This window comes from Cohnella cellulosilytica (assembly GCF_042431195.1).
Lineage (GTDB): Bacteria > Bacillota > Bacilli > Paenibacillales > Paenibacillaceae > Cohnella > Cohnella cellulosilytica.
This window is the reverse complement of sequence record NZ_JBHMDN010000034.1, coordinates 325,119-351,952: the sequence shown is the minus strand read 5'-3', so window position 1 is coordinate 351,952 and position 26,834 is coordinate 325,119. Positions and strand designations below refer to the sequence as shown.

Genomic DNA, 26,834 nt, shown 5'->3' with positions numbered 1-26,834 from the left:
CTGCTTCCTACAAAATGTCTACCTCATATTCTACCTAAAACTCTCGTTTGAACTCAAGCATTTGTCTGGAAACTTCCTTCAAAACTTTTGACAAATTCATGAACAATCAGTCGAGATTGCGAAAATCGCTCGGCACTTTGCGGGCAATTCCTTCGTTGATCGCTTCCTGTACGACGGCGCGCCGAACGGCGGGGACGACTTTGTCGTTGAATACGCCGGGAATGATATATTCCTCGTTCAACTCCTCCGGCGCGACAATCGAAGCGATCGCATGCGCGGCGGCAAGCTTCATCGACTCGCTGATCGTTGCGGCCCGGGCGTCCAGTGCGCCGCGGAAAATTCCGGGGAAAGCGAGCACATTGTTCAGCTGGTTCGGATAATCGGACCTTCCGGTCGCGAACACTCTCACGTCCGTACCGGCCTCCTCCGGGGTAATTTCCGGATCGGGATTGGCCATGGCGAATACGATCGGATCGCGGTTCATTTTCCGCACATCTTCATTATATAGCAGTTTGGGCCTGGACAAGCCGATAAATACGTCCGCCCCCGCGATCACGTCGGACAAGCGTCCCTGCTCGTTATCGGGGTTCGTCAGTTGGGCGAACTCGTTCCAGGCTTCATTGTCGTACCGCTCGTCACGGCGAATGGCGCCGCATTTGTCGACGCCGATCAAGCGCGACACGCCGGCGGCCAGCAGCATGCGGGAGCAGGCGATGCCCGCGGCCCCGATGCCGCATACGACGACTTTAATGTCCGCGATCTCCTTGCCGACAATTTTCAGCGCGTTGATCAGTCCGGCGAGCAGCACAACGGCCGTACCGTGCTGGTCGTCGTGGAACACCGGGATATCCAGCTCCGCCTTCAGCCGGCGTTCGATCTCGAAGCATCTGGGCGAGGAGATGTCCTCCAGGTTGATGCCGCCAAATGTCGGCGCCATCGCCTTCACGATGGCGATGATCTCCTCCGTATCCTTCGTATCCAGGCAGATCGGGAACGCGTCCACGCCCGCCAGCTCTTTGAACAGCATCGCCTTTCCTTCCATTACCGGCATCGCCGCATGGGGACCGATGTCGCCCAGGCCGAGCACCGCGGTTCCGTCCGATACGACCGCGACCGTATTGCGGCGAATCGTCAGCGAATGGGATTTATTCACGTCGTCGCGAATCGCCAGGCAGACGTTGGCTACGCCCGGCGTATAGACGCGGGACAGATCGTCGCGGTTTTTGATCGGCACCTTGGAGCGGACCTGGATTTTCCCTCCGAGGTGCAGCAGGAACGTCCGGTCGGAGACGTTGACCAGGCGGATTCCCCGCAGCGTCCTGACGGCCTCCGATAACGCGCCGATGACGGACGGCTCGGCGACGCTGACCGTCAGATCCCTGATTTCCGTTTTTTTGCCGGGCTGAATAACGTCGATGGCGACGATATCGCCGCCCTGCCGGCCGATTAAGGAGACAAGCTCCCCGAACGTCACCGCTTGCTTGTCCATCTCGACCCGCAGAATCACGCTCGTACCGTTCTCCAATCTCATAGCGAAGCCCTCCCTTGTGGCGCCTTGTTCTTCCGGTTCTATCCAAGTATACCCGGCCTCTATCGTGTTAACCCGCTTTCGCAGCGAAAGCGGACGGAATACCAAAAACGCATGTCTCTTCCGCCTATTGTATTGCGGCGGAAGAAGAGACATGCGTTTTTTATCGGTCTCAACCCTCTTCGTACAGGCCTGCAGGGCCGGCTACAGCTCGAATTGCTCGTAGATCGGAAAACAATAGCGATCCCGGACCTCCGCGACTTTCCGGGCGAACACAAGAATATAATCTCCTCTGAGACGGTCCGCGCCCTCCGCTTCCAGCAGCCTCGTCACCGTCCGTTCCAGCTCGGCGTCGTCCTCCCTCAATTGCCGAATCGCCGCCTCGCCGGCGTTCGCGTAGCCGATCTGATACGCCTCGTAATGATTAAAGGCCTCCGTGTTCGGGTGATCGAACGTTTCCAGCCGGACGATCTCGAAGCCGGCGCTGGCGAACAGCAGGCGAATCTCGTTGACGGAATATTCCTTGACGTGCTCGATGAATTCCATATTTCGAATAAAAGGCGGATAAAAGTTTGGAGACTCGTAGCGGATCGTCCGTTTAAGATTCGCGATGGAATTGGCGTTGGGCGTCGTCAGCATGAACAGTCCATCGGATCGCAGCGTCCGGTTCGCCTCCGCCATCAGATTCATCGGATCGCTTCTCAGATGCTCCAGCGTTTCATAGCAGGTGATCAGGTCAAGCGAAGCGTCGCGATAAGGCAGCCTGTCCTTCGACAGATCGCAGTGGATCAGCGCCACGGGAATGCCGTCCTCCCCACTCAGGTCGGCATACGGATTCGTCAAGGCGTTAACGGTCGTCGAGCCGTCTTCGCGGAAAACGAAATATTCGCTTCTCTCCAGCGTTTTGGCGATCCCGTCGCAAGCCCGCACCGAAGTGCAGAGCTTGATCAGATAGGGAAAGACGATGTTGCTGCCCAAATCCGCCATACGCTTGTCCTCCGCGCAGTACGGAAGCAGCAGGTCGAGCATGCGCAGCAGCCGGTCCAGATGCCCTCTGTGGAACAAATAATCCTCCAAATTCCGCAGCATGTAGTGATTTCTGCCCTGTTCGTCAAGCTGCTCGATCACGCTCGCCAAGCGGGCTTTGATCTGCGCGTTGCTGGCCCGGGACATGATAATGCCTCCTCCGTCGTATAGTCGGAAGCCATCGCTTCACCTCTTCATTATAATCGCAGCGGCGCGGCCTTTCCCGGTGGTCTTCTATGCAAAGCATGTCCATTTTTACGGGCAATGCCGACCGCTTACGGCTTCTTGCCCAATTCGTCCTCCTTCTCCCCGGCCCGGTTCCTGAGCACGGTCACGATATTTTTCAAGCGGGGCGGCAGAGGAAGTCCCAATCTTCCGTAGTTTTCGATAATCGACAGCAGCTCGTTGGCAATATAAAAAAACGCGGCGCTGCCCATGATCACATCCGCGCCCAGCAAAATGTCCAGACGATGCGTTATGATCATGACAAGCAAAATAAGCCCTTTTTTGAGCAGTCCCCAAAAGCCGATATTGCTGTTAAGCCCGCTGCCTTCCTTGATCGCGGCGGCTACCCCCGTTATATAGTCGATCGCCATCAGAACGAGCAGAAAGGTAAGCGACTCGTTCCACATTCCGAACGAAAAAGTGATCGCCGCTCCGAGTAGAGCGCACGCCGTCCCTGCGTACAGCTGCATCTTGCATCCCCCTTCCAGCTTGCGTGCCGTTGATGTTCTATCTTATGAAGGGTTGGACAAGATGGGAACGGTGTTTGACGCTTGAAAATAAAGAGCAGCGGCTGTTCGATAAGCGCAACGAGAGTGTGGGACAGAGGAGTAGCAAGCGCCTGTCTCTTCCGGAGACTGCCTCATACGTTCCTGAAATTTCCTAATCACGGGTTTACCAGTTCCCATTTCAGGATCGTATAGCAGCGGAGGACGAGATAGGCGCTTAGCCCTTTCTCTCGGTCGCCATGCCGCAATGCCTGATCGACCAGCCGCTTGCTAACTTATATCAGCTTCATCGCTTCCAGCAGTCGGACGATGATGACCGCCGCCTCCGCTCTCGTCGCGGCGTCCTCCGGCGCGAACAGGCCGGACGGGTTGCCCCGCATGATGCCGGCTTCCAGCACAAGCCGGACGGGTTCGACCGACCAGGCTTTGAGCGTGTTCAAGTCCTTCAGATTCGCCGCGGCCCCGGACGCTTCGCCGGAGGAGACGCCCGTCAAGCCAAGCGCGCGGGCGGCCATCACCGCCATCTGCTCGCGGGTAATCGTCGCTCCCGGACGGAACCGTCCGTCCGTTCCGCCTTCGACGATGCCGATCTGCGCGGCAGCCGAGACCGCCTCCGCGAACCAGTCGCCGGAGCGGACATCGGCGAATCCGGCTTCGGCGCCGCTGCCGCCAAGCCCCAGCGCGCGCGCAAGCATCGCCGCGAATTCCGCTCTCGTCACCGTGCGTCCGGGCGCGAACTCATCGGCCGAGACGCCGTTCAAGATCGTTCTGGCGGACAGCCGCTCGATTTCCCGCTCCGCCCAGTGGCCCCGTACATCCCGGAACGCTCTCTGCCCAGCGAGGCTCGCCACGACGTAAACGCTGTTGCTCATGCTCCGGATGACAGCGATCGTCTTCCCGTCCTCCGTCTCGAAACGGACCGGAACGTATCGCAGCTCGCCCGTATCCGGATCGTAGCGGAATGCCGCGGCCAGCGATTGGTCCGCCGCTTCCGCAAGCTCGATCGTGCGCTCGACGAACGTGCCGCCGAAATGCTTGAATACTTTTACCGGCTTGCCGTCCCGATAGAGGCCGATCGTGAAGTCGACGGGTTCGCCGATCGTCTTAATGCCTTGCTTGCCGGCCTGCTCGCCCACCCGGCCAAGCGTATCCGCGTCGGGCTTGCCTATGGAGAACGTCCATACCCCTTCCCGGCCGTCCGCTCCCGCTTCCTCGAGCAGACGCGCGATCAGCGCCGACGGGAACGTTAAGGAGGCGCCGCCATGCCCGATGCGGAGGAACGCGTCGGGATGCGCTTCGGCAAACGTCCGCAGCGCATCCGCGCTGAACGATACCGTGCCGATCTCCCCGCCGCCCGTCTCGAACCGAATCGTCTTGTCCGGTCCGGCTTCCGCTTCGGTCAGCCGGGCGTCGTTGGCCGCCGTTTCGCCGGCCGTATTGCCGCTACCGCCACCACCGCCGCCGCTGTAGCCTCCGTTCCCGCTGCCGCCCGAACCGGCGGCAACGATGAGCGTATACGCCTGCGTAACGCCGCCGACTTGAACGGTAACAAGCGCGTTCCCCAATGCCGCGGCTGCGATCCGACCGTTCGCATCCAGCGAAGCGACGGTGGAAGGCTCAAGCCGCACGACGGCGGAGGAGGTAACATTCGCGCCGGAGGCATCGCGGATTTGCAGCGTCCCCGTTTGATCCGGACGAAGCCGCAGCGCTCCGGGGCTTCCCCCGTTCAGCCGAACCTGGAACGCCGGCCGGAGAGAAACGAGTCCCGCGTTCCGCTCCGTCAGAGCGAACCCGCCCGGCAGCGCGCCGACCGGCGCCACGCGATCTCCTCTCACGATCACGTTGTCCAGTTCGACTTCCCCGCGAACGTCGCTCGACACTTCGATTCCGTTCGTGCCGGCGCCGTCGACGACGATGTTTTGCAGCAGCAAATTGTCGACCGCGAAGGAGCCGTGAACAAAGATGCCGCTGTGCGTGCTGTCGATCGCGACATTATCTCTGACGATCACGCTGCCGTTCAGGTCCTTGTCGCTGGCGAACAGCCAGATCGCGCCGAGATTCGTGCCGTATCCCGTATCGTAGCTGCCCGTGCGAACGAGCGTATTGCGCTCGACGATCGTCGTTCCCGAGAACGGAACCGGATTAAAGCGCGTCGACACCGCGATGCCGGCGCCGTTGACGATCGTATCCTTGGCGATGTTGTCCTGGATCTTGTTGTCTCTCCCGCCGAACACGACGATGTTGTCGGCCAGCCACGGCAGCGACACCGTATTGAATCTGGCCGTATTGTTGACGCTCGCCACCCCTTCGGCCGACCACATCGCGATGCCGTCGTCGCCCGGGTAGCGAATGTCCGTCTGCTCCATCATGCTGTCGCTCGTGCCGACGCAGAAGTTGATGCCGTCCGCCATCAGATTGCGCAGGCGAAGGCCCATCATGTACAGCCCTTCCGTCAGCTCCGTTCCGGTCTTGGGGCGGGTCAGCCACAGGCCGGTCTTCGAATGCTCGACCCATACGTGCTCGATGACCGAGCCGATGCCGAACGCGCCTTCGAAGGCGTGCGTGCTTGCCTCGTCGTCCCGCACGTTCAAATCCCCGTCGATCAGCAGATCGTACACCCGGATGTTCGTTCCCCGGCCGAAAAACTTCGCGCCGAGCAGCGTCGTATGCCACATGCCCGCGCCGCGGATCGTCACGTCGTCCAGCTCGATCGGATCGTCGCCGAACGTAAACTCCCCGGACGGAATCCACAGCCCTTGGCCGCTCGTTTTGGCCGCCGCCATCGCGTCCAGGAAAGCCGCCGTATCGTCGATGCCGTCGTCCGCCACGGCGCCGTAATCGGCGATTGACAGGAAATTGTCCGGCATCGCGTACGGACCGTCCGCCTGCTCCATGTCGGCCAGGTCGATGACGTAATAATCGGCGGCGCTCGAGGCGTCCTTCTGCAGCCGGATCGTCGCTCCGGCCGGAACGTCGCCGATCAGCGCGTGAGCCTCGTCGAAGAAGCGGTGGCCGCTTCCCTGGCTCGGATCGTTCGACCACGGATAGCTTCCATACTCCCAGGCGTGCTTGGACGTCAGATGCAGGTTCTGGCGGAAAACGCCGTTCACGTACAGCGCCAAGTCGGCTTCGATGCCCGCGCCGTCGGCGCTGTCCGGCATCGCGTACCGCAGCACGATCGAGTTGGCCGGCTTCGTCAGCTTGAACTCGACGTACTGGCCGGTTTCGTCCAGCCTGACCGCCTGCCGCCCGGAAGCCTCCGAGGCGATCTCCAGATAGGTCCGCGACGGCCCGATCACTTCCCCGTTCGTCGCGGCGTGCTCCGCTTCGTACGTCGTATACGGAACGGTTGCCCCGCGGTAATTTTTGTTCACGCTCGCTTTCACGACCGCGTAGTCGACGGCGATGCCGTCTCCTCCCGGCGCCGCGGTCTCAAGCGCCAGCGAGTTCATGCCGGAGCGCAGCGCGACGTCGACGACCGCGTCCGTCCAGTCCGCCGCTTCCGGCAGCGTCAGCGCTTCCGCCGAATAGCCGTTGACGACGATGTTCAGTGCGCTCTCCCCACCCGTATTGCGGTAGCGGATAACCGCCTCGTACGTCCCCGCGGACTGCGCGTGAACGGCGAAGCTGAGCCTGCCCTTATCCTGCGCGAAGTTCTCGGCATATCCGCTGCCGGAGAAGCCCGTACCGGAGCTGCCGATTGCTACCCCGGCGCCCGCGAACGCCTCCTCGGCCTCGTATTTGACGTCGGATGCGAGCGGCTCGAACGTCCACAGCGAATTGTTCGCGTTGGCCGAAGCGCCGTGCGACACCCCTGCCGTCGACGCCGTCAGGCTGCCCGCCCCCTGCGAAGCGTTGCGCAGCACATTGTAGCCGAGACGCTCCTCGATCGTCCACTGCGCGTTCAAGGCGCCGTCGCCCTCCGCTCCGATCGTCGCGTAGCCGCCCGTCGCGCGATTTTTCAGCAGCTTGCGGCCGTTGAAGTCCTGCAGCAGCCATTGCGCCGCTTCGTCCGACTTGTCGGCCGGACCGAGCAGCAGCCTGCCGCCGCTCTCGTACAGCGTCCGAAGCCCCCCGCTCGAATCCGCGGAAGTCAAGATGCGGATATAATTCGCCTCGTCCTGAATCGGCGTGGCCGTATTGCCGTTGCGTCCTTCGTCCCAGGAGGGAGCGTCGAATTCGGCCGGCGCCTCCTCCAGCGTCCACTGCACGGAGCCGAAGGAGATCGGATACAAGCCTCTTTCCGCGTAGCCCGCCCCGGCCTGGACGTTCAGCAGCTCGTCGTCGATGCCCGGCATCGCGCTGCGAATGACGTAGCTGACGCCGTCGGGAGCCGGCTCGACGCTCCAGCGATACGGAGGATCGCCCGCATCCGTCCGCTCCGCGCTTTCGATCATGCGGCCCGTCGAACTTACGCGGATCGCATGGCCGGTGACGCGGTTGACCAGCTTGTGATCCCCCGCCTCCACCACGATGCGCCAATGCGAATAGCCGTTATGCTCTTCCGGCGTGCCGTACATGACGATGCCGCCGCCGTTCTCGTACAGGTACATGCCGTTGGCCGCGCTGCGGATGCGCACCTCGCCCGCGGGCAGCGAAGCGTCCGGAAGCTCCGCCTCCTCGGCCGCGAACTGGGCGGTATCGTCTCCCGCCGCGTTTTTGCGAACTTTGACCGCTCCCGAACCGTCGTCGTACACGTAGTGCGCTCCGGTCCAGCCGCTGCGCAGCTGCACGTCCTCGGCCTCCGCGCCCGGCTCGACGTACCATTTTACGCTGCCCCAGGTCGGATAGATTTGCTTGATCGTCTGCAGCGGCACATTCGGCGCGTCCTCCAGCTCGTGGCCGCCCGCCGCGAAATGCTCCATCGAGACATAGTTGCCGCTGCGCATATTTTTCAGCCGGTACGTGCCTACGCCGTCCCCGGTATCTTCTTTAAACCAGACCGAGCTCAGATCGTCGGCCGATACGCTGCCGAATTTCAGCTCGCCCGCGTCGCCTTCGGTATAAACCTCGTACAAATATTGTCCCGTCGTCTTGCTCTTGAAGCGGAAGGTTGTCGGCTCGGCGTCCCTCACGATGACGAAGCGCCACCGGGGGCTGCCCCAGCCGGAATTAATGACGCCGTATTCGGCGTACTTGTTCAGACCTTGCAGGTGCACGTATTTGTCCTGCCCGCTCCCGTCCTGCCGATCCCCCAGGTTCTGGATCAGCTTGACGCCGCCCCCGAGCTCCTGAATGATCCATCTGGCCGCCAGGCCGGAGGCGTCTCCGCCGCTGACGCCGATTCGTCCGGGAGCCGCCGTTCCCAGGCTGACGTAATGGCCGGTCGCGCGGTTTTTGATCCGCTTCCTGCCTTCGTACCGCTCGATCTCCCACTGCGCCCGCTGGTCGGACGCCGCCGCGTTGCCGTACTTGAGCTCCCCGTTCGCATCCTCGTACAGCACGAAAGGCTGCCACTCGTTCTGGATCCGCACGTAGACCGGGCTGCCGTCGGAAGCGAATTCCGGGTCCTCGAACAGCCATTGCGCCGCGTTCAAATCCGGATCGACCTCGCCCGATTGCGCCCAGCCGAGCGAATCCGCGATATGAATATAGCGATTCGAATAGACCGCGCTCTGCACGCTGACGTAATCGTCATACTCCGTCGACGGCTGCAGCAGCCAGCGGTCTCCCCCGTCGCTGACCGGAGCTTCCCGCGTCTCCAGCGGATCGGAGGCGACGGCGATATTCCGCTCGCTCACATAACGGCCGGTGGACAGATTCCGCAGCCGCTTCGCGCCATCGTAATCCTCGGACACCCACAGATAAGCCGACGATCGGCCAGGGTCCGCCGCATTCAAAGCGCCCACCTTAACGAGACCGTTATCGTCGTACAGATAATCGCTCCCCGTCGCCGCCGGGGTAAAATTGTAGATGCGGCGAGGAGCCGTGTCCGGCGCCAGCTCCGCCCGCCACAGCGCGCTGCCCCACTCCGGCTGCGCCCAATCGTTCGACCGGGCGTTCGTATCTTCCTCGAACTGGGTGTTCAGCACATACGTCAGAGGCGGGTCCTGCTGCATCGCCGCCGCGTTCCGGAAGAAGACGTACGAAGGGTCGGCGTTCGGCGCCATCGTCCATTCGCTCTCCGCCGGATTTCCCGGACCGGGAGGCAGCGCCTTGATCTTGTCGAAAAACACGCCCTGCGTGACGACATGTCCCGTCGCCCGGTTGCGGATGCGGACGGTTTGCGTGCCGTCGCCCGGTTCCGATTGAACGTCGAGATACCAATGGGACGAAGAGTCGGTCGCCGGCAGCGGGCCGTATTTCACGAACCCTTCGGCGTCCTCGTACAAGTATTGACCGGCTCTGTACTGGTTCGCCAACCGGACCGGAGCCGTATCCTCGGCGGGCTCGAACGCCCACTGCGGACTCTCGAACGTCACATTGATATCGTTGCTGTACTGCGCGTAGCCAAGCTGATTCTCTTCGTGGATGACATAGTTGCCGGCCGGGTCTCGCGCGTTCTTGATCACGTAAAATCCCGGTCGGTTCGACGCTTCGATGACCCATTGATCGTCCAGGGTGCTGCCGGTCAGCGGCAGACTTCTCAGCGGGTCCGTGCGCTCCATGCCGGACTCGACCGTTATGTAATGCCCCGTTGCCCGATTTTTCAATCGGCTGTACGAGTCCTCGGTCTCTACCTGCCAATGCGAAGCGCGATCGTCCGCGCTCGTCGCGCCGTAGCGGACGACGCCGTCCGACCCCTCGTACAAATAGTTGCTCTGCCATTTGTTCTTCAACCGGACGTAACCGGACGGCCCTTCCGGCAAGCCGCCTCCGTCGGACGCCCCTTCCGCGCCTGCCGGAATCGCCGGCCAGGCCAGCAGCGTCACAAGCAGCAGCAACAGCATTCGTTTCATTCGCGCCATGCTCGATCCTCCCTCATTGTTTTCAGTCCCGTGCTTCTTCATCATAATCGGGAAACGCTTACATAACGATGTGCGTTTATATCCAAAAAGAGGCTATTTTTACTTTTTATGAAATAGAAAAGAGTCGAACCACCTCTACGCTTGCGCGCGTTGGGGGTTCGACTCTCGTTTTGGCTCTTATTGAACGGTGATCGCGTCAAAATACTTCGATTGCATATTTTGCGCCGCCGTATCAAGCAGCGCCTTCAGATCGGCGTTCTGCTTCGAGAATACTTCCTGAATAACCGTCGTCATCTCGTTGTAGTATTCCTGCGTATTGTACTGCGCTTCCGGCTTGCCGTCCAGCAGCGCGTTCGATTCGCTCGCATACTTGTAGACGTTGTCGTACTTGTCGAAAATCGCCTGAACCTTCTTGCCGTAATCGGAATCGGAATTGAAGTAGTCCATATGAGCCGGCACGAAATATTTGCCCTCATCCTTGAACATCTGAATGTTCTTCTCCAGCGAAGCGAGATAATCGTCGGAGAAATAGTCGAACGTAATATAGTTAAACGCCGCTTCCTGCTCCGCCTTGGTGGCGTTCGGGTTGATGACCAGATAGTCGCCGCCGAGCACGCCCGTGTGCTTGCCGCCCTTCTCGGCCGCAGGCATCGGGTAGACGAGCACGTCGTCCGGCGTAAAGCCGGCTTGCAGCGCCTGCTGCAGCGGACCTTCCGCGCCCGCGATCACCATGGCGGCGCGGCCTTGCGCGAACGCGGCCGTCGCGTCGCCCCAACCCAAAGCCCAATCCTGCGGAACGGCGTTTGCTTCCCAGCGCAGCTTCTTGTAGAACTCCAGCGCCTTGACGCCGGCATCGGAGTTAAAGGCCGATTGCAGCTTGCCGTCCGCCACGGTCGTAATGTCTCCGCCCGCCTCGAACAGGAAGTTCGTCCAGTTCCAGCCGCCGTCGCCGCCCTTGGCCATCGGCGCGATGCCCGAGATGCCTTTGTCCGGATCGGCCGCCGCTTTGGCGACGTTGAACATGTCTTCCCAGGTCCAATCGTACGGTGGGAGCGCGATGCCTTTTTCGTCCAGCATCTTTTTGTTGATCATCGTCGTGACGACGTAGCCCTTCTGCGTAACGCCGAACACTTTGCCGTCGACGATAAATTGATTTTGGAATACCGGGTTGATCTGGTCTTTGTTCGAATAGTTGTTCCACAGCTCCGTAATGTCCGCCGCCCAGCCTTTTTCCACCAGCATTTTCGCTTCGGTCGCGAACGTGTTGAAGAAGGTCGGCGCCTCGTTGGCGGCCATTTTGATGCCAATCTCGTCCACCGCGTACTGCCAGTCGTCCGGAACGACCTCGACGTTCGGATACTTGTCCTGGAACCGCTTGATCTTCTCGTCCTCGAGCTGTCTCAGCTCGACCTTGTCCGCCGTAGGATAGTAGATTTTAATCGTTACCTTCTCCGGCGGAGCCTCGCTCGGAGCCGGCGCGGCCGACTCGCCCGATGGCGACGGCGAAGGAGACGAAGAAGCCTCGTTGCCCCCGTTGTTGCCGCCGCATGCCGCCAGCAGCGAGCCGAGCAGCGTCAAGCTCAGCAGTGCGGAAAATACGTTCTTCTTTTGCATGGTAACTCCCCTTATCGACTGAATTTGAATTACAGTTTCATCATAATAGAGACGTTATCGTTGCACGATGTGTAATCCTATTCCGTTCGTGTGCGTGTTTACGATTGTTGGCGGAGCCGCTCCCGGCTATCCCTTCACCCCGCCGATCTGCAGACCGCCCATAATGTATCTCTGGAAGATCAGGAACACGATCATCGGCGGAATCGTCGTCATCGCGAGAATCGCGAACTTCACGTTCAGCTTCAGCCCCCGCGCCGCGATCACCTTCTTGTAGATCGCCGTGGCCAGCGGATAATTCGGATCGCCGTGCATGACGAGAGACGGCCAGAACCAGTCGTTCCACACGGCCGAGAAGACGAAGATGGCCAGCGTCGAGAAGATCGGCACGGACAGCGGCAGCGCGATTCGCGTAAAGCTGCGCCAGTCGGAAGCGCCGTCGATCCGCGCCGCTTCGAACATCTCGTGATGAATGTTGTCGAAGAAGCTTTTGAGCAGCAGCAGATTAAACGCGCTTGCCCCGGCCGGCAGCCAGAAGGCGAAAAACGTATTGAGCAGCCCCAGGTCCTTGAGGTTGACAAAATTCGGCACGATGTAGGTGGACGGCGGGATGAACAGCGTCATCAGGAAAAACAGATAGATGGCCCGACGGTACGGCAGATTCAGCCGGGACAGGGCAAAGGAAGCCAGCCCGAGCGCAAATATCGTGACGATCATGTTGCCCGCGAATATTTTGAACGTATTGCCCATGAAGTGAGGGATGTCCATATAGCGCCAGCCCTCTTTGAAGTTGTCCGGCTTCCACGACTCCGGCAGAAACTTGGGCGGGAACGAATTGACCTCGACCGTCGTCTTGAACGAATTCATGAACGTCACGGCGATCGGATAGATCATCGTGAACACCATCGCCGCAATGACGAGACAGACAAGCGCAAAGGCGATTTTATTGGACGTCTTCCGGTAATCGTAACGGGATAAAATGGCGCGTTCGGCGGCTCTCATCTCAGTCGTCCCCCTTGTTGGTCATTCTGAACTGCAGCACGGCCAGGACGGCGAGCACGAAGAACATGAGCACGCCCATCGCCGAGGCTACGCCGTATTCCAACCGGGAGAAGGCGTATTTCACGATGACCAGCCCGTACGTCAGCGTCGAGTTGATCGGCCCTCCGTCCAGCATGGCAAGCTGGGATTGGAAGCCCTGCGAGGTGGCGATCAACTGCATGACGAGCAGCAGCAAAATGAGATTGCGGATGGACGGCAGCGTAATATGGCGAATTCTGGCCATTACGCCCGCTCCGTCGATCTCCGCGGCTTCGTACCAGTCCTTGGGGATGCTGACGACGGCGGCCAGGTAGATGAGCAGCGCCGAGCCGAACTGCTGCCACGTCTCCATCAGCACGAGCGCGAACATCGACCATTTCGAATCGGCCATGAACATGATCGGATTCAGCCCGAGCCCTTTCAGCAGGGCGTTGATCGGCCCGACGGGATCGTACAGCCATCTCCACAGGCCGTACAGCACGACGACGGGAATGACGTTGGGCAGGTAGGCTGCGATCCGGGACACGCCCTGAAATCTCCGCAATTCCGATATGGCAATGGCGAAGACGATCGGGACCCAGAAGCCGATCAGCAGTCCGAGCGCCATATAATACAGCGTGTTGCGAATCGCGACCCCGATTAAATTATCTTCGAATACCGTCTTGTAATTGTCCCATCCGACGAATGTGTTCCCCTTGACGAAATCCACGTTGTAGAAGCTGAACACGAACCCCTTGACGATCGGCGTCCACAAAAACAGGATGAACAGAACAGCGGCGGGCAACACGAAAAAGTAACCCCAAAAATGTCTTTTCAGGGTTCGAAACAGACCTCGCTTATTCGCGTTCGTCGGCCGCATCGAAGCTGTAGCTTGTGGCTGCATAAGCACTCCTCTTTCCTTTTCTTTTGGTCTGTCTTTCATTATAGAAAAGGAACGGGAGCGCTTAACATGTGCGAATCTATCGCAATCATGGGCGATTTTACTTCTTCAGCTCGCTGGGGCTGCAGCCGAAATATTTTTTGAAGATTTTGCTGAAATGCTCCGGCGATTCGTAGCCGACGCGGTCGGCGATCTCGTACCGCCGCAGATCGGTCGTGAGGATGAGCCGCTTGCTCTCCTCCATGCGCAGCTTGATGACGTATTCCCACAGGTTGCAGCCCATATATTTTTTGAACAGATAGCTCAAGTAATTGGGGCTGACGTGGTTTTTATGCGCGATTTCGTTCAGCGTGAGCCCTTTCAGCCGGAAATGGACATCGATGTATTCCTTCACTTTCTCGACGATAAAATTGTTTCGGGAAATCCACTCCTCCTCCGTAAGCTCCTCGGACTGGATCCCCCATTTGTAATCTCCGAAATAAAACACGTAGTGATCCTTGTGCCGGTCGTTCCACTTGACGGCCTTGATCGCCTGCTCGTTCAGCTGCGCCAGAAACTCCGTTCCCTTCAGAATCTGGCTGATGCCGACGACGTTCTCCAGCCGCAAATACTGCTCGATGTTATAGTGCAGGCTGCGACCGATAATTTCCAGCTGGTTGATCTTGTTCACCGTCGTGTCGGCATAGTCCGCTTCGTTCCATTGAAACAGGATGCAGATTTCGTCCGGCTCCGCATAGAACGCCTGGCAGTTCGACTCCTGATCGAGCAGCTCGCTGACGATGTTCAGCGCGGCGTACCGCAGCAGATTTTCGTCCCGTTCCGAGACGTCGGGAAATTGCAGGTGCACCCGGATCACGGCAAAATAAGGACCGGCCGGCGATTCCCCGCAGCCCTCGGGCGGCGGCAAGCGATCCGCGGCGGCGGCGGGATTCGTCAGCAGCTCTTGCAAATACCGGCTTTTGCGGGAATCCGGATGTTCCATCTGAAAATGGTCGCGCGTCCCCGACAGAATCGGATGCTCCGCCGAGACGGGACGGTTGATGTTCAGAATGACGTTGCGCACCGTGTTGAGAAAATGCTCGTTGTTCAGCGGCTTGATCAAGTAATCCTTGGCGCCCAGCCGAATGGCCATCTGCGCGTACTGGAACGTCTCGTGCGCGGAGATGACGATCGTCTCCAGCCACGGCTTGATCATTTTCGCCTGGTACATCAGCTCGATGCCGTTCATCGCGCCCATCTGGATGTCGGTGACGAGCACGTCGACGTTCTCCATGCGAATGCAGTCCAGCGCCTCGTAAGCGTTGTAGGCGATCAGAATGCGATCCAGATCGAGCCCCGAGGTCTGCAGCAGGCTGCTGAGCCCTTTGCAGATCAGCGGCTCGTCATCGACGATTAGGATGTTGTACATGGGACACCTCCGATGATGTGGATTCGGTTTGCTCGTGTCGGCCGCAGGGAATCGTCACTGTCGCGATCGTCCCCCCGCCCGGGCGCTTGCTGTAGCTCAATCCGTACGCCGCGCCGAAATGAAGCTGGATGCGCTGGTGCACGTTGCGAATGCCATACCCCTTGTCCGCCTCGCCGCGCTCCTCGTTCAGATGGTTCGTCAGCGCTTCGACGTCGATTTCCTTATAGCCGTTGTCCTCGATATCGATGACGATTCGGTCGCCGTCCCGTCGGCCGTTCACGGCGATTTCCCCGTCCTCCCCCATATTTTTGACGCCGTGGATGATCGCGTTCTCAATGAGCGGCTGCAGCGTAATTTTCGGAATCGCGCAAGCCAGCACGTCTTGATCCACGTTCCAGCGAATGTGAAAGCGCTGCTCCTGCCGCTTCTCGACCAGAGCGGTATAGGCGGTGGCATGCTGCAGCTCCTCCTCGAGCGGGATCAGCTCCTTGCCCCGGCTGAGCGCGATTTTCATCAGCTTGGACAGCTCCTTGATCATCTCCGCCGATTCGGACTTGCCCTCCAGCATGCTCTTCCAATAGATCGTCTCCAGCGTATTGTACAGCAGATGGGGATTGATCTGCTGATAGAGCAGATGAAGCTGCGTCTCCTTCCGCTTGATCTCGTCCGTGTAATGGTCGCGGATCAGGACGTTCAGCCTTCTGGCCATGTCGTATACGGAGGAGACGAGCACGCCGACCTCGTCCTTGCGGTACCGGTCCGGCGTGTTCGGCACGAGCCGGCCCGGCACGTAATGGCGGACGAACCAGGCCAGCCGCTGCAGCGGCGTCATCAGCCCCTGCCAGAAATAGCTCATGACCAGGACGGCGAGCAGCGCGTCCGCCACCGTAATGAACTGGATGACCCGCTTCAGCTCGTTCTGCTGCCGAAGCAGCGTATGCACCGGTACCCGGTAGATCAGCTTCTGGTCCGCGCGATAGCTGTAGCTCATGACATAGATAAAATCGGAGGAGATCGCGTCCAGCGTCCCTTCGTAGGAGGCTCCCGTATGGATTTCCTCGGGCAGGCGGAAGTAGGCGTCCTGCACGGGAACGGTAGCGGCCAGAATGCGGTTCGACCAGTCCGTCAAATAAATTTCCCCGTCGGAGAGCGAGATCGTCTGCAGCGATTGGCCGATTTTGCGGTCCATCGTGGCGATCAGCACGCCGATGACGTCGTTGGCGCGGTAGATGTTGTTGATCGCGCGGATGTAGTAGAGCGTCTGCTTGCTCCACTCCGGGCTCCCGTCCCGGGACAGCATCCGCAAGTAGCCGGCTCCCTTGCGCGCCTCGGCCTCCTTGATCCAGTCCGTCTTCGAATCGTCGGAATAGAAGAAGACGCCGGAATTTTTCGTCTGGTTCGGCGTTTTGGGCGCGACCGAATACTCCCCTCCCGGATCGTACACGTACAGCGTGTAGTGGATCGCTTCCCCGCCGTTGATGCCGCCGGAGTAGGAGCCCAGCAGCTTCTCCATCTCGTCGTAGTTGGTCAGCCGATCGAGCAGCGTCGCCGGCCGGTTCGTGTTCATCGCCTGGGTCAGCGGGTCCTGGATAATCGCCCGCGTCACCCGGTTGACCGTATCGAGATCGCGGCTGATCAACAGCCGGTTCTGCTTGTTCAGCTCCGAATACGCCTGGGTGACGTGGCGCTTCAAAATTTGCTCCGCCTTGAAGTTGCCGTACCAGTGAATGACGAAGACGGGGCTGACGAGCACGATGAAGAGCAGCACCAGCTGCTGCTTGACGCTGAGCCTGGTTAACGGATTCATTAGCGATTTGCCCAAGAGGTCTGCCCCCGATCCATCCCCGAGCGGGACGATTCACATTTCCATTATCTTCGATAATAAAGCATTCCACGTCATTGTAGATCAAGGAACGTAAATTTGACTACCATTATCATGGAATCGCACACAGTTCGGGGAAGCTCGTAGAAATGCCCACACTTTGCATAAAATTGTACCTCCCCCCGGCATTCGATCTTCCTTATGCTAAATCTTGAAATATGAGGATAAACGGAAGGGGGAAAAGCGGCGATTCATGCTGAAAATCGACGGTATTCGCTTCGACGCCGAGCGGCTGCGGCGCCTGTTCGGGGAATTAAGCGGAAGGAGGGAATTTCGGAGCTGTTACGGCAAGCTGTATGCCGTCTGCCTGTCGCATCCTTTCGATGTCGTCGGGTTCGTGCAGTTCGCCCGGGAACAGGGAGCAAGCGTGCTGCTGCTGCATGAGAGCACGCCTTTCGAGAGCGCCGCGGCGGCGGCCCGGCAGGCCGGGGCCCATTATTTGATCTACGGCGAATTCGACCGGATCGCCGAGCTGGCAGCGGACGCGGACGGACAAGCGCCCGCCCTGTGCCAATTCAGCTCCGGCACGACGGGGCCGCCCAAGCTTATTCGCCGTTCCTGGGAAGAGGTCGACCGGGAGGTGGCGGCCTATAACGAGCGGCTGGACGCGCCCGACGCGCAGCCGGTCGTCTGCGTCCCCGTCTCCCATTCCTTCGGCTTGATCTCCGGGGTGCTGTCGGCGATCGCGCGCCGGGCCGAGCCGCACATCGTTCGCGACAAAAATCCGAAATTCGCCGTCCGGACGATTCGCGAGACGCCGCGCGCGCTCGTGTACGCCGTGCCGTTCCTGCACCATCTCTACGAGACGCTTGGCGGCGGCCGGCCGCTCGGCTCCGAGCTCGTCAGCTCGGGCGCGCCTTTGACCGAGGCGCTGCTGGAGCGTCTGCGGCGCGGGTCGCAGCGCATCTGGCAGCAGTACGGCTGCTCGGAGGCGGGCTGCATCGCGCTCGGCGGCGATCCCTCGTCCCCGTTCGACGTCGGTCCGCCGCTCGGCCATCAGCGCCTGTCGTTCCTGCCGCTCGCGGCGGACGGCCCGAATTCCGGCCTGCGGGAGATCGTCGCCGCTTCCGGGGATCGCGTCGTGCATACGGGGGACATCGGCTTCGCCGACGCTTCCGGATCGCTGTCGGTGACCGGCCGAAGCGACGATCTGATCAACGTCGCCGGGCTTAAGGTCGTCCCTTCGGAGGTCGAAAGCGTCATCGCCCGGATGGAAGGCGTCGCGGAGGCGGTCGTCTACCGGGCGAAGCACAGCGTGTGGGGCGAGGCCGTCCAGGCGCTCGTCGTCGCCTCCCCCGGCATTCGGGAACAGGAGATCAAAGCGTGGTGCGTCCGCCATTTGCCCGGCTACAAAGTGCCGGGTCTCATTCGGCTGGTGGACGAAATCCCCAAGCCGCCGTCCGGCAAAATCAGCCGAAAATTATTGCAGGAGCAGGAGGAATCCCTATGAGCCGAGAGCAAATATTGGAACGTCTGAAGCAGGTGATCGAGGAAAATCTGGAGCATCCCCTCCCCGCCGATGCCGGAGAGGCGTCGCGCGTCTACGAGGATTTGAACATCGATTCGATTATGGTTTTGCAGCTTGTCGTCTATATCGAGGAAGCGTTCGAGGTGTCCGTCCCCGACGAGAACGTCGATCCGTCCGCCTTCGAGACGCTGGGCGGCCTGGTCGCGTTCATTCAGGACCTGCAAGCCTCCAGGGTGTAACGGATGAGCGGCCAGATCAGGCTGGGCATCGTCGGCTTCGGCAGAATCGTGGAGCTTGTCCATCTTCCGGCTTTGAAGCGCGTGCCCGAGATCGGGATCGGCGGCGTCTACGACTTGACCCCGCAGCGCCTCGAGCTTGCGGCCAAGCGGGGACTGCCCGTCTATCCGTCGCTGGAGCGGCTGCTGGACGCCCCGATCGACGCCGTGCTGATCGCCACGCCGCCCAGCAGCCATTTCCCGCTGGCGGCGCAGGCGATGCGGCAGGGCAAGCACGTCATGCTGGAGAAGCCGGTCACCCGGACGGCCGAGGAAGCGGAGCAGCTGCTGGCGATCGCGAGGATGACGGGCCGGACGGTCAGCGTGTTTCACAACCGGCGCTTCGATCCCGATTACGAGCTCGTGCGCCGGGCGCTGGCGGAGGACTGGCTCGGACAAGTTCTGTTCGTTGAGAGGCGGCATCAGATGTTCGGTTCGGGCGCCTCCTTCGGCGTCAAATCGTTCCGCCCGCAATGGCGCAACGAAGGCGAATTCGGCGGCGGAGCCCTGCTGGACTGGGGCGTTCACCTGCTCGACCAGCTTCTGCAGCTGCGGCTCGGACGGATCGAGCGCGTGCTGTCCGCCCATACCGCTTCGCTTCGCTGGCAGCAGGGCGACGCGGAGGATCTGGTGCACGCCAGCTTCCGGCTGGACAACGGAATCGTGCTGAGCTGCGACGTGAACTTCGGTTCGAACGCCGCTCTCCCGCTGTGGATCGTCGGCGGGGAGCGGGCGACGCTGCAGGTCGGGCCGGAGCGGGAGGCGCTGCTGCTGGCCAAAGGGCAGCCCGCCCGCCGGTTCGAGCTTCCGCAGGCGAACCGCGGCGGACCGCAGCGGCTGTACGCCGCCTTCGCCGGCTGCCTGCTGCGCGGGGAGCGCCCCGCGGTGACGCTTGACGAGGCGGCCGAGGCGATGCGGGCGATCGCCGCCATAAGAGAGAAAGCCGCAATGTAACGAGGAGGGAAACGAATGGGCGTTTTATTTTCCGGCTCCCAGGCCGAGTTTGCCGTTATTGCCGAAGACTGGCTCCGCTCCGTCCGCGACATCGCCGCGCGCGGCGTATTCGTCGGAGGGCCGCCGGTCGCTTCCTTCGAGCAGCGATTCGCCGCTTATCTCGGCTCGCGGGCCGCCGTCGGGGTCGGCAACGGAACCGACGCCCTGTTCCTGGCGCTGAAGGCGCTGGACGTCGGGCCGGGAGACGAGGTGATCACGGCGGCGAATACGTTCATCGCGACGGTGGAGGCCATTCATCATACCGGAGCCAGGCCGGTGCTCGTCGACTGCGATCCGGACCATTTCCTGATCGACGAGGAGCAGACGATGGCCGCGGCGTCCCCGCGCACGAAAGCCGTCATCCCCGTCCATCTGTACGGCCAGATGGTCGATCTGCAGCGGCTGCTGCCATGGGCCGAGAGCCGGGGAATCGCCGTCGTCGAAGACAGCGCGCAGGCCGCCGGAGCTTTCCATCGGGGACGGGCCGCCGGCAGCCAGGGAGCGCTCGGATGCTTCAGCTTCTATCCGGACAAAAATCTCGGAGCGCTCGGAGACGGAGGCGCGATCGCGGTCAACACCGAAGCGCTGCTTCCCGTGCTCCGCAAGCTGCGCAACCACGGCGGCGAAGTCCGCTACGAGCATGAGCTGCCCGGCTTCAACAGCCGGCTGGACCCGATTCAGGCAAGCGCGCTGGCGCTGAAAATGAACTACCTGGACGAATGGTCGAAGCATCGCCGCGCCGTCGCCCGCATGTACGAAGCGGAGCTGGCGCGCGTTGGAGATTTGATGCTGCCCGCCCATCGCGGAGACGAGAGCCACGCATTTCATCTGTACGTCGTCCGCACCGACGCTTCGGCGCGCGATTCGCTGCGCAGGCAGCTGCAGAAAAAAGGCATATTGACCGCGGTGCAGTACCCCGTTCCCGTTCATCTGACCCCCGCCTTCTCCCATCTGGGCTACGAGGCCGGGTCGTTCCCGAACGCCGAACGGCTGGCCGCCGAGATCGTCTCGCTGCCGATGCACATCGCCATGGACGAAGCCGCCGTGGCGCAGGTGGCCGGAGAAATGCTGGCGTTCCTCGGCCCGGTTCGCGTCTAGATCGGCTTCAAGCGACAGAAACGGAGGAGAGATAATGGAAACGATGACCCGGCAGGAGATGGAGAGCGCCATCGTTCGCCAGCTCGCGCAGTTGTTCGAGCTGCCGGATGCGGAGCCGGACGTCGAGCAATTAAACGCCAAGCTGGGCGCCGAGCTGGATTCGATGACCTTCATTCGCATGGTTGTCGGCATGGAGCAGCGGTTCGGCATCGCGTTCAAGGAAGAGGAAATGATCATGCAGCAGTTCGGCACGGTCGAGCGAATACGGCGGAAAGTCGAACAGGCGCTGGCATGAGCGGACACGAGACGCGGCAAATCTACTGCTTCCTCGACTGTCTGGCCCATGCGATCGGAACGTCCGGCCAGGTCGACTGGCAGCCGTTGTATTTCGGCGTCTGGGATCTGCCCTTCGCTTACTCGGAACGGGACGGCTTCGCTTATTATTCCGACCGGTTCCTCGTCCCCGAGCTGTTCGACCATTTCGAGCTGCTGTACGGACAGCCGCTGGAGCAGTGGTACGACTATGGAGCGTCCGGTGCGGCCAATTTTCTCCGTCTGGAGCGGCTGGCGGAACGAAGCGACGGACGGACGCTTCTCGTCATGGCGGATCTGTATTATCTGCCGCATTCCGTCCGCTGCGGCAGGGAGCATTTCCCGCATTTCCTGCTCGTCGACGGGCGGACGCCCGACGGCGGCTGGCAGCTCTCCGATCCTTATTGGGGCTGGAGCGGCGTCGTCCCTCACGAGACGATGCGGGCCGGCTTCGGCTGTCAGGGCATGGGCACGGGCGTTGCGATCCGTCCCCGGCAGCTGCGGCAGCCGGACACGCGAGCCATCGCCCGGGCGTTCGAGAGCCGCTTCAGCCTGGCCGGCAGCCCCGGCAGCCTGACGGAGGCCGTCCGGCGATACGGCGAACGGCTGCTCGACGGGCGGACGACGCTTGAGCCCAAGCGGCTGCAAGCGCAGATCGAACAAGCCAAGACGCTGGTCAAGCGGCTTAACGGCTACCGTGTCTGCGCGCATTATTTCGCCGCCGGACTGGACGGGCCGCCCGGCGAAGACCGGACGGCGGAGCTTCTGAAGCAGTGGGACAGTCTGCTGCTGATGCTGTTCCGCCTCGGCATGACGGGCAGCCGCTCGGTCGATCCCGAGGCCTTCCGCTCCAGGACGGCCCAGATCGACGAGGCCGAACGCTTGGTCCGGCAGGAGCTGTGGAAACGATTCGAACGATGGAGGGAGTGCTATGCCGCATGAGTGAGACCAGCACGATCCGCATCGGCTGCTGTGCCGGGAGGGCGAAGCGAATCAACGAGCGCGCGATCGACGAGCAGTGGACGCGCTACTTGGGACAATACGCCGAAGTCGTGCGCATCCCCCCTGTCGCGCTGTTCAAGCTGTTCGGCGGCGCGATCGGAGATTGGCGCTCGCGGTTCCCGCATTCGCTGGACGAATTGGGCGAGCGTCTGGGGGAGCTGTGCCGCGCGTACCGCATCTCGACGCTCTACATGAACGTTCCCGCCCTGATTCCTTATTTGCTCATGGCGCGCAGCCACGCGGGCCTGGATCTCGGCTTCCTGTTCCTCGCCCACTCGGTCGGCTCCGAAGCCTGGCTGCGGCAGTGGCTGGCCATCGCCCCCTGGCTCTCGGAACGCGACACGCTGCTGACCGCCACGGCGACGAGCCGAGAGGCGCTGCTGAACGTGTCGGACGCCTACCGGACGGCCCTGCATATTCCGCTGTGCACGGCGGTCGACCCGTCCGTCCCGCTCGAGACGCTGCTTGCCGGACGGACCGGCAAGCAGCTGCTCTCGATCGGCAGAATCGAGGACGTCAAAAACATCGATCTGCTGCTCGAAGGCTTCGCCGCGCTGAGACGGACAATTCCGGACTTGCGTCTGATCGTCGCCGGTGAATACACCGGCTCGCTTCCCGGCCAGACGGAGCGTTACCGCGCCCGGCTGGAGGCGCTTGTCGTCCGGCTGCGGCTGGATAACAGCGTCTCGTTTGTCGGTCCCGTGGACGGAGAAGACAAGGCGGCGCTGTTCCGCTCGTCGGACATTCTGCTTAATCTGTCGACCGATCCCGGGGAGACGTTCGGCTTTAATCTGATCGAGGCCAAAGCCTATGGCCTGCCGGTCGTCTGCACGAGCTGGGACGGCTTCCGCGAGCTCATCGCGGACGGGGAGGACGGATTTCTCGCCGACTGCGTCTGGGAAGCGGACATGCCTGCCCCAGACCTGCGGCAGATCGTAGCCCGCTGCCTGGAGCTGCTGCGCTCAGGCTCTCGCCGCCGGGCGATGGCCGAACGCGCCTTTGCGTCCGCGCGCGCTTACGATTACCGCAGCATCTTGCCCCGCATCGTCGGGCATGCCGCGGAGCGCGCGAAGCTGCCGCCTCCGCGAATGAGCGGCGCTGCCGCGATCGCCGCGGCGTCGCCTGCGGAGCTCCCGGACTATTATCGCCGGGAGCGGCTCGAAAGGCTGCCCTTCTATCGGGACAGCCTGCTGGCGATTCTGTCCGAAGCCGCCGCGATTCCGCCGGCCGACTGGATGCCGCTGGCCAAGCCGATCATCGGCCATTACGCCGGGAGGGGCGCGTATGCAGAGCTATAGGCTGTTCCGCAGAATACGGCCCTATATCGAACTTCGCCGGCCGCTGGCCGCCGTCGGATATTTGTGCGCCCTGCTCGCCGTTGTCTGCAGCCTGGTGCAGCCCGTTTTGTTTTCGTACCTGATCGACCGCGTCCTGATCGCCGGCGAACGAAGCCGGATCGTTCCCCTGCTGACGCTGTCCATGGGCCTTGCGGTCGGCTATTTTGCGGCGAGCCTTGCCCGGGCGGGCATTTTTCGCTACCTGGGCGTCCGCCATACGCTGGACTTGCGGGAACGGACGCTGGCGCATCTCCGCCGCATTCCGCTCTCCGAGATCGAACGGCACGGTCCCGGAAAATATTCGGCGCTGCTCGGCTGGGATACGGCGGCGCTGGGCAACTTCGTCAATCACGTCGTCGTCGAGCTGGTTATCCAGTGTTTTACGATAGCCGGAGCCGTCTGCATGATCTTCTACATGGATTACCGGATGGGCGTCGCAGCGCTCGGCTGCATTGCCGCCATCGTCTTCATTCCGCGGCTGTTCCAGAAGCCGCTGGCCCGCTACGCCGGACAGCTTCGCGCCCACAACGAGGAAATCGGGACCTTCCTGTACGAGACGATTCAGGGCTCGCGCGAAATCCGCGCGTTCGGGCTGGAGCAGTGGGAAGCTAGGCGTAACGACAAGCTCTATCGCCATCTGATCTCCTACAGCACGCGCGAGACGCTCTACCGCGCGCTCTCCGGCCAGACCGGCGTATTCGCCGTCAGCGCGATCATCGTGTTTCTGTACGGCTTCGGCAGCGGCCAGGTGCTGAGCGGAGCGCTGTCCGTCGGCCTGCTGGTGGCGGCCGTCCAATATTTCTACAACCTGCTGCAGCCGCTGATGACGATGAACAACCTGTTCGGCGATCTGAAGCAGGCGGAAGTATCGATGGAGCGAATCGAGCTGTTCATGCGCATTCCGCCGGAGCCTGCCGCCCTGGACGGCCCCCGGCCGGAGGCGACCTGCGGCGAAGACGCGCCTTACATTGGAGCGAGCGGCCTGCGCGTATCCGTCGACGGCGTCGAGTTGATCCGCGGGATCGACTTCGCCGTCCGTCGGGGCCAGACCGCGGCCTTCGTGGGCCGCAGCGGCGCGGGCAAGACGACGCTGCTGAAGACGATCTGCGGGCTGTGGCCCGTCGCGGACGGACGCCTCCATCTCGAAGGCCGTCCGCACGAGCAGTGGACCCGGGCGGATTTGACCGGGAAAGTCGGCTTCGTCTTCCAGGACGCCTTCCTGTTCGCCGGTACGCTGCTGGAGAACATCGCCATCGGCAATCTGTCCGCGGAAGAGAACGAGGTGTACGAAGCGGCCTGCCAGGCGGGGCTGCGGGAGCTGATCGACGGCCTGCCGCAAGGGCTGCATACGCGGCTGGACAACCAGGGCTTTCTGCTGTCCGGAGGACAGCGCCAGCGGGTGTCGATCGCCAGGGCGATTCTCAAGCGGCCGGACATTCTCATTCTGGACGAGCCGACCTCCGCGCTCGACCGCGAGACCGAAGCGTACGTGCTGAACGCCCTGCGGCGGCTGATGGAGGGCAAAACGACGCTCGTCTCCACGCACAAAATCGAAACGATCCGTTCCGCCGACGTCATCTGTGTGATGGACGGCGGCCGGATCGTCGATTCCGGCACCTACGAGCAATTGGCGAAGCAATGTCAGCTGTTCCGGGATGTGCTCGCGGAAGCCCGCTCCGCCCGCGATCCGTCCCGTTCGACCGCTTGACGGCCGGCATCCCGCCGGCAGAAAGGAGAGCTGGAATGAACCTGTCCGTCCCGGAAATCGCCCCGGAGCATCTGGTCAAGCTGGCGGCCATGGAATGCTTCGCCTCCTGCGCGCTCACCTACGCGCGAGCGCTCGGAAGAAACCGCCCGGGCATCATGCCCGATTACTGGAATTTGAACTATCAGTTCCGCACGCTGCTATCCAGCAAGGACGCCAGGCAGCTGTCGCTTCTTTTCCATTACGGCGTCCGCATAACCCTCGTTCGGGGACAGCAGGAGCGGCTGCAGGCGGATTTGCTGTCCGGCGGCTGCGCCATTCTACTCTGTTCCGCCTCCAAGCTGCGCTACTTTCCCGCTTCGATGCTCGGTCTGGAGACGTCGGGCTTCCAGCACTGCATTCTTGTGCAAAGCTGGAATCCGCGGACGGCAGCGTATCGCGTCGCCGATCCGATGGTCGACTATATCGGGGAGGCGGACCGGGAGGAGCTTGCGGAGGCCGGAACCCGCAGCGATCATCGCCGGCAAATGATTTATTTTCTGCTGGAGGCGCTGCCGGAGTACGAGCCTCCGTCGGCCGAAGCCGTGTTCGGCTACTGCACGGAGCGAAATTGGCTGCACTTCAACGCCGCCCAAGCGATCCCGGACCGGGCGATCCCGGACCGGGCGCCGGCGGAATCGGCCCAAGACCGGCAGCAGCTGTGGAGCGAATGGTTCGGCAATCGCAACAGCGGTGCCCGGGCGTTCGAGCTCGTCCGCCGGGATGTCGAGGCTTCCCCGGACTGGCCGGGCCCGGCGCTCCGCCGCTGGATCGAGCGAAACCAGCTCACCGTCACCTCGATCTGGAAGGTTCGCCAGCAGGTGTGGAACAGTCTGCGCGAGCTGCAGGTCATGACCGGAGAGCAGCTATCCGAAGGCGGCGTCCGGGTCAAAGCCGTCGTAAGACTGTGGCAGCACTTAAACTACCAATTGTCCAAATACAAGGAATCGCTCCACCCGTCCCGCGAGCAGGCGCAGGAGCTGATCCGGACCTTAACCCGGCTGGAGACGGAAGAAAGGTATATCTTGTCCGAGCTGAACGAGTGGGGAAAGCCGTTCCGCCCCGTTCAAGCTCTCGAACAAACTTCCAGATAAGTTGATCCAAAGATAGCGGTCTGACAGACCGTTAACGGGCAATCACCGGTAGAATCGCGGGAATAGCGGTCTGGCAGACCGTTAACGGACCAATCCCGGTGGAATCGCAGAAATAGCGGTCTGGCAGACCGTTAACGGGCCAATCCCGATGGAATCGCGGGAATAGTGGTCTGACAGACCGTTAACGGGCCAATCACCGATAGAATCGCGGGGATAGCGGTCCGGTAGACCGTTAACGGGCAATCACCGGTGGAATCGTGGGGATAGCGGTCTGACAGACCGTTAACGGGCCAATCCCGGTGGAATCGTGGGATTAGCGGTCTGGCAGACCGTTAACGGACCAATCCCGGTGGAATCGCAGAAATAGCGGTCTGGCAGACCGTTAACGGGCCAATCCCGATGGAATCGTGGGATTAGCGGTCTGGCAGACCGTTAACGGGCCGATCACCGGTGGAATCGCAGAAATAGCGGTCTGGCAGACCGTTAACGCGCCAAT

General features: G+C 61.6%; 18 protein-coding genes. 9 read left to right on the top strand and 9 right to left on the bottom strand.

Going from position 1 to position 26,834, the window contains the following annotated elements; translation table 11 throughout:
- Positions 1 to 106: 106 nt before the first annotated feature.
- The 9 genes from ACFFT4_RS24625 to ACFFT4_RS24585 all read right to left on the bottom strand — a co-directional run bounded on the left by ACFFT4_RS24625 (position 107) and on the right by ACFFT4_RS24585 (position 16,955).
- Positions 107 to 1,531 carry an NAD-dependent malic enzyme gene (locus ACFFT4_RS24625; protein ID WP_378051588.1) on the bottom strand — a complete coding sequence of 475 codons (1,425 nt, stop codon included), beginning with the start codon at positions 1,529 to 1,531 and terminating at the stop codon, positions 107 to 109.
- A 201-nt stretch (positions 1,532 to 1,732) separates the two neighbouring features.
- A complete protein-coding gene (locus ACFFT4_RS24620; RefSeq protein ID WP_378051587.1) occupies positions 1,733 to 2,701 on the bottom strand; it encodes a class I SAM-dependent methyltransferase in 969 nt (322 codons plus the stop codon).
- Between the two features lie 128 nt (positions 2,702 to 2,829).
- On the bottom strand, positions 2,830 to 3,249 hold the full coding sequence (locus ACFFT4_RS24615) for a phage holin family protein (RefSeq protein ID WP_378051586.1): 420 nt from the start codon (positions 3,247 to 3,249) through the stop codon (positions 2,830 to 2,832).
- Between the two features lie 311 nt (positions 3,250 to 3,560).
- A complete protein-coding gene (locus ACFFT4_RS24610) occupies positions 3,561 to 10,193 on the bottom strand; it encodes an S-layer homology domain-containing protein (RefSeq protein WP_378051585.1) in 6,633 nt (2,210 codons plus the stop codon).
- Positions 10,194 to 10,370: 177 nt separating this feature from the next.
- Positions 10,371 to 11,807, bottom strand: coding sequence for an ABC transporter substrate-binding protein (locus ACFFT4_RS24605; protein WP_378051584.1), 1,437 nt, complete (start codon positions 11,805 to 11,807; stop codon positions 10,371 to 10,373).
- A gap of 126 nt (positions 11,808 to 11,933) precedes the next feature.
- A complete protein-coding gene (locus ACFFT4_RS24600; protein WP_378051583.1) occupies positions 11,934 to 12,806 on the bottom strand; it encodes a carbohydrate ABC transporter permease in 873 nt (290 codons plus the stop codon).
- Position 12,807: 1 nt separating this feature from the next.
- Positions 12,808 to 13,704 (bottom strand): carbohydrate ABC transporter permease, encoded by an 897-nt coding sequence (locus ACFFT4_RS24595; RefSeq protein ID WP_378051640.1) that lies wholly within the window; start codon positions 13,702 to 13,704, stop codon positions 12,808 to 12,810.
- 121 nt (positions 13,705 to 13,825) lie between these two features.
- Positions 13,826 to 15,133: a response regulator gene (locus ACFFT4_RS24590; RefSeq protein ID WP_378051582.1), complete on the bottom strand. Its 1,308-nt coding sequence runs from the start codon at positions 15,131 to 15,133 to the stop codon at positions 13,826 to 13,828.
- On the bottom strand, positions 15,108 to 16,955 hold the full coding sequence (locus ACFFT4_RS24585; RefSeq protein WP_378051581.1) for a cache domain-containing sensor histidine kinase: 1,848 nt from the start codon (positions 16,953 to 16,955) through the stop codon (positions 15,108 to 15,110). The genes ACFFT4_RS24590 and ACFFT4_RS24585 overlap by 26 nt, the downstream gene beginning before the upstream one ends.
- 253 nt (positions 16,956 to 17,208) lie before the next feature.
- On the opposite strand from ACFFT4_RS24585, the gene ACFFT4_RS24580 reads away from it, so the two are divergent.
- The 9 genes from ACFFT4_RS24580 to ACFFT4_RS24540 are packed head-to-tail and all read left to right on the top strand — an operon-like array spanning position 17,209 to position 26,338.
- Complete coding sequence (locus ACFFT4_RS24580; protein WP_378051580.1) at positions 17,209 to 18,465, top strand: AMP-binding protein; 1,257 nt, start codon at positions 17,209 to 17,211, stop codon at positions 18,463 to 18,465.
- Positions 18,462 to 18,722 (top strand): phosphopantetheine-binding protein, encoded by a 261-nt coding sequence (locus ACFFT4_RS24575; RefSeq protein WP_378051579.1) that lies wholly within the window; start codon positions 18,462 to 18,464, stop codon positions 18,720 to 18,722. Before ACFFT4_RS24580 ends, ACFFT4_RS24575 begins: the two co-directional genes overlap by 4 nt.
- A 3-nt stretch (positions 18,723 to 18,725) precedes the next feature.
- A complete protein-coding gene (locus ACFFT4_RS24570) occupies positions 18,726 to 19,712 on the top strand; it encodes a Gfo/Idh/MocA family protein (RefSeq protein WP_378051578.1) in 987 nt (328 codons plus the stop codon).
- A gap of 15 nt (positions 19,713 to 19,727) precedes the next feature.
- Positions 19,728 to 20,849 (top strand): DegT/DnrJ/EryC1/StrS family aminotransferase, encoded by a 1,122-nt coding sequence (locus ACFFT4_RS24565; protein WP_378051576.1) that lies wholly within the window; start codon positions 19,728 to 19,730, stop codon positions 20,847 to 20,849.
- Between the two features lie 34 nt (positions 20,850 to 20,883).
- On the top strand, positions 20,884 to 21,144 hold the full coding sequence (locus ACFFT4_RS24560; protein WP_378051575.1) for an acyl carrier protein: 261 nt from the start codon (positions 20,884 to 20,886) through the stop codon (positions 21,142 to 21,144).
- Complete coding sequence (locus ACFFT4_RS24555; RefSeq protein WP_378051574.1) at positions 21,141 to 22,103, top strand: DUF6005 family protein; 963 nt, start codon at positions 21,141 to 21,143, stop codon at positions 22,101 to 22,103. Before ACFFT4_RS24560 ends, ACFFT4_RS24555 begins: the two co-directional genes overlap by 4 nt.
- Positions 22,100 to 23,461 (top strand): glycosyltransferase, encoded by a 1,362-nt coding sequence (locus ACFFT4_RS24550; protein WP_378051573.1) that lies wholly within the window; start codon positions 22,100 to 22,102, stop codon positions 23,459 to 23,461. The genes ACFFT4_RS24555 and ACFFT4_RS24550 overlap by 4 nt, the downstream gene beginning before the upstream one ends.
- On the top strand, positions 23,448 to 25,208 hold the full coding sequence (locus tag ACFFT4_RS24545) for an ABC transporter ATP-binding protein (RefSeq protein ID WP_378051572.1): 1,761 nt from the start codon (positions 23,448 to 23,450) through the stop codon (positions 25,206 to 25,208). The genes ACFFT4_RS24550 and ACFFT4_RS24545 overlap by 14 nt, the downstream gene beginning before the upstream one ends.
- Before the next feature lie 35 nt (positions 25,209 to 25,243).
- Positions 25,244 to 26,338 (top strand): hypothetical protein, encoded by a 1,095-nt coding sequence (locus ACFFT4_RS24540; RefSeq protein ID WP_378051570.1) that lies wholly within the window; start codon positions 25,244 to 25,246, stop codon positions 26,336 to 26,338.
- Positions 26,339 to 26,834: the final 496 nt, after the last annotated feature.

Coding starts and splice junctions, on each gene's coding strand:
- ACFFT4_RS24625 (WP_378051588.1), bottom strand. CDS start 1,531: ATGAGATTGGAGAACGGTACGAGCGTGATTCTGCGGGTCGAGATGGAC.
- ACFFT4_RS24620 (WP_378051587.1), bottom strand. CDS start 2,701: ATGTCCCGGGCCAGCAACGCGCAGATCAAAGCCCGCTTGGCGAGCGTG.
- ACFFT4_RS24615 (WP_378051586.1), bottom strand. CDS start 3,249: ATGCAGCTGTACGCAGGGACGGCGTGCGCTCTACTCGGAGCGGCGATC.
- ACFFT4_RS24610 (WP_378051585.1), bottom strand. CDS start 10,193: ATGGCGCGAATGAAACGAATGCTGTTGCTGCTGCTTGTGACGCTGCTG.
- ACFFT4_RS24605 (WP_378051584.1), bottom strand. CDS start 11,807: ATGCAAAAGAAGAACGTATTTTCCGCACTGCTGAGCTTGACGCTGCTC.
- ACFFT4_RS24600 (WP_378051583.1), bottom strand. CDS start 12,806: ATGAGAGCCGCCGAACGCGCCATTTTATCCCGTTACGATTACCGGAAG.
- ACFFT4_RS24595 (WP_378051640.1), bottom strand. CDS start 13,704: ATGCGGCCGACGAACGCGAATAAGCGAGGTCTGTTTCGAACCCTGAAA.
- ACFFT4_RS24590 (WP_378051582.1), bottom strand. CDS start 15,133: ATGTACAACATCCTAATCGTCGATGACGAGCCGCTGATCTGCAAAGGG.
- ACFFT4_RS24580 (WP_378051580.1), top strand. CDS start 17,209: ATGCTGAAAATCGACGGTATTCGCTTCGACGCCGAGCGGCTGCGGCGC.
- ACFFT4_RS24575 (WP_378051579.1), top strand. CDS start 18,462: ATGAGCCGAGAGCAAATATTGGAACGTCTGAAGCAGGTGATCGAGGAA.
- ACFFT4_RS24570 (WP_378051578.1), top strand. CDS start 18,726: ATGAGCGGCCAGATCAGGCTGGGCATCGTCGGCTTCGGCAGAATCGTG.
- ACFFT4_RS24565 (WP_378051576.1), top strand. CDS start 19,728: ATGGGCGTTTTATTTTCCGGCTCCCAGGCCGAGTTTGCCGTTATTGCC.
- ACFFT4_RS24560 (WP_378051575.1), top strand. CDS start 20,884: ATGGAAACGATGACCCGGCAGGAGATGGAGAGCGCCATCGTTCGCCAG.
- ACFFT4_RS24555 (WP_378051574.1), top strand. CDS start 21,141: ATGAGCGGACACGAGACGCGGCAAATCTACTGCTTCCTCGACTGTCTG.
- ACFFT4_RS24550 (WP_378051573.1), top strand. CDS start 22,100: ATGAGTGAGACCAGCACGATCCGCATCGGCTGCTGTGCCGGGAGGGCG.
- ACFFT4_RS24545 (WP_378051572.1), top strand. CDS start 23,448: ATGCAGAGCTATAGGCTGTTCCGCAGAATACGGCCCTATATCGAACTT.
- ACFFT4_RS24540 (WP_378051570.1), top strand. CDS start 25,244: ATGAACCTGTCCGTCCCGGAAATCGCCCCGGAGCATCTGGTCAAGCTG.